The organism is Lysinibacillus sp. GbtcB16, from assembly GCF_019091145.1.
Taxonomy (GTDB): domain Bacteria; phylum Bacillota; class Bacilli; order Bacillales_A; family Planococcaceae; genus Lysinibacillus; species Lysinibacillus fusiformis.
The window spans coordinates 1-8,820 of record NZ_JAGXJV010000023.1 but is presented as its reverse complement, the minus strand read 5'-3'; the positions used below and the strand labels follow the sequence as shown (position 1 = coordinate 8,820).

Below are 8,820 nucleotides of genomic sequence, written 5' to 3'. Positions count from 1 at the left end.
ACAGCGAAGGGTATCAGTGAAAGTGCTCAAAAAGCGAATAAAGGTTTCATAGGCAATGTAAAGGACAAAGTCAACAAACAAGTCTCAAACGTGAAAACGCAAATCCAATCCAAAGTAGACGAAATCAAGCAGCAACTGCGTCAGCTGGGATCACCACAGCTGGAGTTAGCTGGTGTGAACGTTGGACGAATAAAGGATACAGGAACAGTTGGAAGAAACACAACAACTCCAAGTCCAAAGCCGTCTAATTCCCAACCATCACAAAATGGCTCGAATAAAAAGCCTGCTGAGGATAAGGGTAATAATTCTTCAGGTAAGGATGTTTATGGACCTTATTATGGTGAGGCGAAAAAGTTACATGAAACTAAGCCTGATTGGTATCCTAACCCTGATGAATCTAAAATAGTAAAGGGAAAAGAACTAAAAGAAGCAAGAGTAGATTATCAAACGTTGGTTAGAAGAGGGGAACTTGAAAAAGGTCATCATAAGCAAGGTTTATCTTTTGGTGGAGAGAATGTAAGTTCAAATATTAAAAAGACAGGAGAGTCGACTATTCGTCAAAAAGAAATTGATGAATTAGATTTGGATTTTTATCATGAAATGGGTTATGGTAAAGAAAATGCTAAAATACTAAAAATACATGAGAATGAGAAGGGGATTATTGTATTTGGTAATAATCCTCAACATACAGAAGTTACTGTTTTTCAAAATAAAGTTTTGAAATGGCAAAAAGAAAATGGCAAAAGATAATTCAATGAAAGTAGGTGCATCTATGGGAGAAACGGGAAATCTTATGAATAGTATATGGTATGGAGAAAAAACAACTTTAGACAAATCAGAAATTAAAGCAAAAATTTTGAATTCTGTAACGGAAAAGGAAGTTTTATTTAATTTAATTGAATTATTTAAAACAGGTGATTTTACTCAAAAACCATTATTGTTCCAATTAATGAATCAAACTAGAAATGAATCAGTTTTGAATCTATGTATTAGAATGTTCTTAGCTGTTGCAACACATGATGATTTAAGGGATTCGAATAATCTACGTTTTCTTAGTGAGGTAAACGAAGAAACAGTAAACACTTTTGCATCAGCAGCCATAACATCACTTTCTCTTGATATAATTCCATATTTATTGGCTTTACTTGAAGAATGGGATGAAATCAGTGATACAGCTATTATTATAAGGGATTCTATTGATTCTTTTATTAACTTTGAGGAACAAATTGGTGAAGATGCAACTATAGATGAAATAGGGAATTTCTATTTTAATTATTCTGAGGAAATGGATACAGAGAGTTATTATTTCCAACAAAATTTAGTCTTTCCTGGCGACTTAGCTAAAAAGTTGATACAGCGTGTTTTGATTGCTGCGAATAATGAGGAGCCATTAAAAATGGAATTAATACCCTCTTTATTATCAATTTGGTCCGGTGAAAAAGTACCTGGGGACTACAATACTGTCATAAATGCGAGTAATTATAAAGATTTTATTGGCTATATTGATAGACTTTCAAGTGGAAACTGGGAAAAAGGACAAAAATATTTTTATGGATATATGCTTTAACTATAATATATAAAAATTAACCAGTTTAAATAATTCAAAGTTTATATACAAGTGTATTAGACTTGATTCTAAAGGCAGAGAAAGAAGAAGTTAAAAGAACAAGAGAAAAAGCAATCTATGAACATATGAATATTCATAGAGATTTTATTAACTTGATATTAATGAGATAAAACATGAAAATTAGGTATTTTAGATATTCCTTATGAACAACTTATAGAAGAAAACAAGACGAGTTATCTGAACGAATAAATCTCATTTTAACTAGGTTAAACTCATAAAATTGTTATTATTGGTAAACTCTAGCCCTTAAACCGTACGGTTTAGGGCTTTTATTAATTGAAATTAGGAAAAATAACAGTTTAAACTTTTCGAAAGCCCGGAAGCTAAAAAATAGTTTATCCAAGAGTAAATTGGTGAAACGGGCGAAGAAGGCCATTAAAAAAGCGGTCCTGACCAAGAAAAAGGTTGTGAAAAAAGCTGCACAAGCAACCAAGAAACCAACGAATAGTTCAAGTACAAAGGCAAAAACTGCGTCAGTGGATAAAAACAGGATAACAAGTGAAGCCGAACTAAAAGCCCTATTAGATGAGCACAGAAAAACAAGAGTTATCGGCAGTGATGGTGAGCCGATCACAACGCTTATGGATAAGCGAAAGGTATTAAGTGCTGAATCAACTGCCACTCCAGACGGCCTATATCCATATGTGATGCTAGGCTCCAAAATGTCATATGCACTGTTTATTGAGGATTATCTCAAAGTGTCTGATGCAAATGCGCCAATTAAAGAAAATTTTGAAGCAGCGGTCTCATTAATTAACCCTGTTAGGAAAGTGAAAAAGGGCGAAGAAGTATTAGAAAACGTACGAAATTTGGAAAAGGTAATAGAAGAAACCTACGGTCTTGCCAATAATAGCAAAAAAGCAAAGGATGCAAAGACAACCCAAAAAGAAATCGATCAACTAGGCGAGTATGTGAAGAAGCATGATAAGGGTACGGTTAATAATAGTAAGAATGTTAGCGGAATGAATTTTGGAAATACTGAATTATTAGAAGGGCATTTTTCAAAACATGGTGGTGAATTTGGAGGGGCATATTCTAATGCTAATGAGTACCTAGCAGGAGCCAATAATCTAATAGAAACCGGAATAAAAGTTCAATACAATTATAAGGGGGAACTAAGGACAGGTTATGTTAAATTTATGAAAAATAGTGGCTTAACTAATGCTAATGGTGTTCCTATAAAAAGTTATGCTAAGTTTGAATTTGTAGGAACAAATAATTTGGGAGATATTACAACATATCATGTTGAAAGTGGTAAAACTTTTTGGAAATTGATGAATAATGGAGAGAATATTCCTGTTATTAACCCTGTTGAATAAAGGAGAAATTATGAATAATAAAATAGAAATATGTAAATTTGACTCTCTTATTGAGGAAGAAATATATTTTTTGGTTAACAATCAAAAAATTATAGCGTTTAATGTGTCCCCCCACCAACAAGAAATAGGCAAAATATATGAGGCTGAAATAGATATATTTGTAAATGATGTTTTAGAGATAGAGGAACAAAAGAATCAATATTTGAAAAAAATTGAACACATTAATAATTATAGTTATGCTCTTTGGGGGAAAATGCTAGAGGATAATATTATAGATGTAGGCTTTTTTATTACGAGTGATTTATTTGAAGATTACCGATATTTAGTGGGGCGATATGTCTATTTGAAAGTTGATAGATTGCAAGTGTATTGTGAAGATAAAGTATGATGAATATGATCTATTAGAACTTTTTCAAAATGAGCCGGTGAGTATAACAGGCAATATAGATGATGGAGAATTAATTTATACTTACAAAGATGAGCATAATTTTAAGGTGAGTTTAACTTTAGATGTTTATAAACAAACGAGTAGTCTAAGTATTACATTTAATGATTCTATAGTATTTACAGGTGACTTTAATAATGTAACAAGTTTAAAAAAGATGACAAAGCTTTGGTAATGAATGTAGGGGAAGAAGAGAGACTAAAAGTTAAATTTTATAAACAAGTTGGAGTGGAGTTACTTTAATATATCCTTATTGTATTAGAAAGAATATATAGAACAATTATGATATTCTCATCGATAAATCAGAAGGATATAATGTGATTGTTATCATACCTTGACTGGCGACTATATGCCTTTCAAGGTTTTTTCTTACCTCAAAGAAGTTTGTGGTTAAAAAGTAATCTGATATTTGATTCGAAAACTCATGAAGGCTGGGCCATCAAGTAGTTCTATGTAAACATTGGTCTAGGAAGAAAAGTGTGAGAATTAGGAGAGATGACATTTTACATGCAGGAGATAGTGTTGTATGAAATAGTGACTAAATAAACGATAATAACAAAGCTCGTGGCGATAAACAAGGATATAAATAGTTTTTTAATTGTGTACAGTTAAAGATATCCTTGAATTTGAATTAATAACTCATGAAGGCTAGGCCATCAAGAAGTGCTATTTTAACGCTAATGTAATAAGAGCGAGAATAGGCGAGATGACATTTTACTTACAAGGGACCACTTATGGATGTCATAGGGACGAAACACACGAGATTAAACAAGCTAAAGTGTTTAAACGTTACACTTGCCAAGTAGTATAAAAGATGTCATACTGTCGATATAAAAATAACTTATAAAACTTTCAAATATATTAATAAACTTAGAAAATTTATAAACTTAAAGCACTTGATTGTCTATAACAGGCGACAAGTGCTTTTTCATGTTTAAATACGTAAATTGAAAAGATTACGATTATTTAATTAGTGTACTAAGTGTTAAATTTTATACAAGTACTAGCATACAAGGGGAAAGAAAATACGATGGAAATAGAGGTTTCGATAGATAAATTTGTTATAGATTATAAGGATGTACCACATTCAGCATTTTTACGAGTTTATATGGTTGTAGCAGAAATATCAAGTGAAAATGAAGATTTATAGTGAAACATATAGCTATAAATTACACATGCGGAAAAGTGACGATGTATACATTCATATATATTTTAAGAGAAACGGAAGGACACTTACATACCCTAAAGATTGAAATAAGACCAGAGCATTACTGACATTTTAAAGAGATGTGTCAGTCGCTTCACAGGAAGAAGAAGCAGACCTCGATTCCGCCCTAGACATGATGGGAATGATCCCTGTTGGTGGGGGTGATGCCTAATGGGTCTATTAGGATTAGCAGGAAGCTTACTGGGGATGATTCCGAAAGTAGGCTCCCCAAGTGGAGCGAAAAAAGGCAAGAGCGGAGGATCGAAAGGGAAGAGCTCAAAAAAATCCTCCAAAAAGAAAAGCTCCACAAAGAAAAAACAAAAGAAATCGAGTAAAAAGAAGAAAAAGAAGAAAAAAAAGAAGAAGAAAAAGTGGGGAAAATTCTTTACCAAGGCCCGGAAGCTCTATAATAAAGTAAGTAAAAGTAAAATAGCGAAGCAATTTAAGAAAGTAGTAAAAAGCGCTGTACTAGCGGGTAAGAAAACCTATAAACAAGTAGTAAACAAAACTAAAGCAGTTTATAACCAGACAAAGCAAGTGGTAAAGGAAGTAAAAGCTGCCGCAAAAGAAGCTGTCAAAGTCTATAAGTCCTTGGATAAAATGGAGCCACTCAAAATAAGTAAGGATATGTCTAAAAAAGAAAAATTCTTACGGACAGGATTTAACATGGGCCTCCAACAAGCCCAAAAATCTAAAGGAAAGTTCGATGCAACCGTAGATGTAGCTAAAAACACCTACAATGATGTGAAAAAATTAGTAACTGATCCGATAGGCGTAGTGAAAGAAACAACAGACAGTTTGAAAAATTTTGCTTCAGATCCACTGCTAGCTGTGAAAACAATAGCTGGTTCAATAGAAGACTCTATTGAAAAAGATGTTATTCATGGTAATAACTATTCACGAGCATACTGGGGAACAAAAGTAACCCTAAATACAGCTACAGCTGTCGTTGGGACAAAAGGTGTTGGCTCACTAACAAAAGTAGGGAAGACTTCGACTGGAGTAACAAGTGTTAAGTCTACTACCAGTTCGAGTACTAGTAAGGGTACAGGTAATAGTAGGTTACCTGATCATATGTTAGGGAAAAATGATGCTGACCCATTTAGAGATATATATGGTCCAGGACGTCTCTCACATCCTGAAGAATGGGAAAGTATTATTAAGAAAACAAAGGAAGCGGGGGCAGAAGTAAGAATATTAGATCGTGATATCATGGCGTATGCACCAAAAGGAAATGGTCCGGGGCAATTAAATATTTATGAAAATGCATCAATAAGTGCTTTGAGACATGAGTATCAACATTTTTTAGATGATATGTCAAAAGGGTATCCAAAATTGGAAGTTACTTATGAGTTCAAGAATAGAATTATTATGGAGCTAAGAGCGTATATGGTTGAAATCAAAGAGGCTGAAAGGATTGGTAACAAGGCTCTTGCTGAACAACTGTGGAACAACTATAGGGCAGAAAGACAGTATTTGATAGATGCATTTGGTCCTATAAATGAATAAAGGGAGGCGATGAGAAATGAAACCTTTAAGTTTATCAAGGGAAATTAGAGAGGGAAAACTAAACGACCTAGAGATTATTAAATGTTTGGATATTCATCATAATCAAGTATTGTTTAGTGCTATAGATCAGATTGTCAATAGAAAATTATGTAATGAGAAAATCATATCAAGGTTAGTAGAGATTAGTGAATTTAGAGACCCTAAAGTAAATAAACTTTTCGGTATTGATACAATAGGTCATTATAGCATTGCGGCACTTGGGGCTATAAATACACCTGAATCGAAATTGAAATATGAAGAATTAATGACTAATCTTGATGAGTGGGACAAAGAAATTGTGATAAGAATAGTTAATAACATGAATAATTGAACTAATGGTAATAGTGAGTTCATGTATAATGTTAAATCCCTCCTCAATTATAAAGGGAGGTATAAAAAATGTTTGAAGACAAAGTCAGAGCAATCTTAGGTGCAAGAGCATTACTAGATAATAATGATCCAAGAATTGAACAAAGATGGGAAGAGTTAATTATATTATTAAGCGGAGATGCAAATTTGACTCTGAATTTTTTGCAGGTTTGTATAAAAACAGAACTTTCATTTTTAAGTGATGTTTTTGAAGAAGTGGCATCTAATTTGCAAAGAAAAAAGTATACTGAATTACTATATTGCTTAGATCAAAGATACCCAAGTATACAGATTACTGAGAAACACATGGATTAAATTTAGGGTATCGAAGTTTTTGAAACTAAAAGTTGATGCGAAAAAATATTTAATTTAAACTAATTATTTCTTTCGAAGAAACAAATAATGATATCTTATATCAAGAGAGATTTATTTTGAATACCAAACAAACCTTGATTGGCTAATCACCTTTCAAGGTTTTTATTATGGTTAAAATAATAAGATTCTAGGGTCAAAATCATAATATATAATAGACAGTATATCCCGGTACATAGTACGATCACCTTTCCTGACAAAAGCCAAGCAACAGGTAAAGGCCGCTGTCAAACAAACGAAGCAGGTAGTGAAGGAAAAGGTACTACCAGTCGTGAAAAAAGCTGCACAAGCAACGACCAAGGCAGTGAAAAATGCTGTAAAACCTAAAAATCTGTTGAATACGCTACAAGTAGGATTAGATCTTGTAGGGTTAATCCCAGGTGTCGGTGAAATAGCGGATGGCGTGAATGGCATTATTTATCTGGCCAGAGGTGACAAAGTCAATGCGGCCCTTTCCTTTGGCGCGATGATTCCGTTTGTGGGCTGGGCGGCGACAGGTGGAAAATTTGTGAAAAAAGGTGCCGGGGTAGTTAAGAGTGTCACTGAAGGTGTTCAAAAAGCGCTGAAAGGTCCAGTAGGAAGTGTAGTAGACCAAGTCAAAAAGCAAGTAGTGAACGTGAAAACCCAGATACAATCCAAAGTAGCCGAAGTCAAACAGCAACTGCGTCAGATGCTACAATCACAGCAGCATGAATTTTCATTTGCAGGTATAAAGATAGAGGATACAGGAACAGTTGGAAGAAACACACCAACTCCAAGTCCGAAGCCGTCTAATACCCAACCATCACAAAATGGCTCGAATAAAAAGCCTACCGAGGATAAGGGTACAGGTAATGGTGTAGGTAATTTTGTAGGAAAAATTAATGCCGATAATATTCCTAACATGACTAAAAATGATATATTAGAGGGGTTACCAAGTAACTGGAAATACACTGAGAATAACGGTTTTGTTCATATTAGAGATGCTAATGGAAATGTCCGGATGAAAATTGACCCTCCTGACAAAGTTACAAAGTATGACCATGTTCATATTTTTGATGAAAGTGGTAATCCGCTTGATGTAAACCTAAACGTTGTGGATAGAAAAAGCCCGGATGCTCATATTCCATATAAAAAGTAGAGGTGGAGTAACTTGAATGCACAGAAAATACTAAATGAAATTGAAGAACTGCATTATTGGGATGCTAGAGTACTGCAAATGGAGTCCAGTTTTTTTGGAGATGAACTTAGAATTGTATTTGAAGACACAGATTTTAATGTAATCTTACTTTTTACTGGATGTTCGAAATTCTCATTTGTAACAAGTGTTGATGATAGATTGAAACCCTTAAAAGAGATAACGAAAACTCAAATTCCTTATTTTATTCAGGATGATGAGATTACAGATGTACAGATTGATGGAGAAGATATAATAAAATGTAATATTTTTATGCCGCCTTTAAATGTAGAAGTTGTTTGTAATACTATACTAATTGAAAAAGAATAATAAAAGAACCTTGATTTGGCTAATGAGCCTATCAAGGTTTCTTTTTTGTTGGTGGGGATACCCAGTGACGAATAGTTCAATTGTTATGCAGAGAATATGAGTAACTCCTGTAAGCCCCATATTAAGTTTTTACGAATTATATAGTACGTACAATACCTTTAAAAAGTATGTCCTATCTACTCTTTATTTTGTTAAGCAAATAACCATAATATCATCAGTTACCACCATTTCTATTCTCCAAAGCCATACCTTCGCTTTCTCCCTGCCTTTAAATTTTTCGCAACTTTGACGTACATAGAACGATTGCTAGTACAAGAGGCTACTCCACCTCGATTAACACCTGAATGTCGATGTCTAACACTTTGCATACTGTTTCTAATGTTGATAGATAAACCCTGTCCACATTGTGTGAACAAAGATGACTAATTGTATTCGGTCGCAGCCCTG

Annotated in this window: 9 protein-coding genes and 2 pseudogenes; 10 read left to right on the top strand and 1 reads right to left on the bottom strand. The window is 33.7% G+C overall.

All coding sequences use genetic code 11. From position 1 onward, the window contains the following. The 10 genes and pseudogenes from KVT27_RS26815 to KVT27_RS22590 all read left to right on the top strand — a co-directional run. Positions 1-750: pseudogene (locus KVT27_RS26815) on the top strand (hypothetical protein); the annotation flags it as partial. 22 nt (positions 751-772) lie between these two features. Then, positions 773-1,567 carry an Imm47 family immunity protein gene (gene imm47, locus KVT27_RS22625; RefSeq protein ID WP_217581978.1) on the top strand — a complete coding sequence of 265 codons (795 nt, stop codon included), beginning with the start codon at positions 773-775 and terminating at the stop codon, positions 1,565-1,567. Between the two features lie 413 nt (positions 1,568-1,980). Further along, positions 1,981-2,946 (top strand): hypothetical protein, encoded by a 966-nt coding sequence (locus tag KVT27_RS26810; RefSeq protein ID WP_254636247.1) that lies wholly within the window; start codon positions 1,981-1,983, stop codon positions 2,944-2,946. Positions 2,947-2,956: 10 nt separating this feature from the next. Continuing rightward, positions 2,957-3,334, top strand: coding sequence for a hypothetical protein (locus tag KVT27_RS22615; protein WP_217581976.1), 378 nt, complete (start codon positions 2,957-2,959; stop codon positions 3,332-3,334). Then, positions 3,318-3,634 (top strand): annotated as a pseudogene (locus tag KVT27_RS27280) (hypothetical protein). Before KVT27_RS22615 ends, KVT27_RS27280 begins: the two are co-directional and overlap by 17 nt. 1,135 nt (positions 3,635-4,769) lie before the next feature. Next, a complete protein-coding gene (locus KVT27_RS26805; RefSeq protein ID WP_254636246.1) occupies positions 4,770-6,107 on the top strand; it encodes a hypothetical protein in 1,338 nt (445 codons plus the stop codon). A 16-nt stretch (positions 6,108-6,123) separates the two neighbouring features. Next, the gene (locus KVT27_RS22605; RefSeq protein WP_217581975.1) at positions 6,124-6,477 is read left to right on the top strand and encodes a hypothetical protein; all 354 of its coding nucleotides are present in this window, start codon (positions 6,124-6,126) and stop codon (positions 6,475-6,477) included. 68 nt (positions 6,478-6,545) lie between these two features. Continuing rightward, on the top strand, positions 6,546-6,830 hold the full coding sequence (locus KVT27_RS22600) for a hypothetical protein (protein WP_217581974.1): 285 nt from the start codon (positions 6,546-6,548) through the stop codon (positions 6,828-6,830). Between the two features lie 304 nt (positions 6,831-7,134). Then, on the top strand, positions 7,135-8,007 hold the full coding sequence (locus tag KVT27_RS26800; RefSeq protein WP_254636245.1) for a hypothetical protein: 873 nt from the start codon (positions 7,135-7,137) through the stop codon (positions 8,005-8,007). Positions 8,008-8,019: 12 nt separating this feature from the next. Continuing rightward, positions 8,020-8,373 carry a hypothetical protein gene (locus KVT27_RS22590; protein ID WP_217581973.1) on the top strand — a complete coding sequence of 118 codons (354 nt, stop codon included), beginning with the start codon at positions 8,020-8,022 and terminating at the stop codon, positions 8,371-8,373. A gap of 319 nt (positions 8,374-8,692) precedes the next feature. Here KVT27_RS22590 and KVT27_RS22585 read toward each other — a convergent pair whose 3' ends face one another. Continuing rightward, the gene (locus KVT27_RS22585) at positions 8,693-8,815 is read right to left on the bottom strand and encodes a helix-turn-helix domain-containing protein (protein ID WP_254636248.1); all 123 of its coding nucleotides are present in this window, start codon (positions 8,813-8,815) and stop codon (positions 8,693-8,695) included. Between the last annotated feature and the right edge of the window lie 5 nt (positions 8,816-8,820).

Bases quoted from the DNA above. Each gene is read 5' to 3' on its own strand.
- imm47 (WP_217581978.1), top strand. From the start codon at position 773: ATGGGAGAAACGGGAAATCTTATGAATAGTATATGGTATGGAGAAAAA.
- KVT27_RS26805 (WP_254636246.1), top strand. From the start codon at position 4,770: ATGGGTCTATTAGGATTAGCAGGAAGCTTACTGGGGATGATTCCGAAA.
- KVT27_RS22605 (WP_217581975.1), top strand. From the start codon at position 6,124: ATGAAACCTTTAAGTTTATCAAGGGAAATTAGAGAGGGAAAACTAAAC.
- KVT27_RS22615 (WP_217581976.1), top strand. From the start codon at position 2,957: ATGAATAATAAAATAGAAATATGTAAATTTGACTCTCTTATTGAGGAA.
- KVT27_RS22600 (WP_217581974.1), top strand. From the start codon at position 6,546: ATGTTTGAAGACAAAGTCAGAGCAATCTTAGGTGCAAGAGCATTACTA.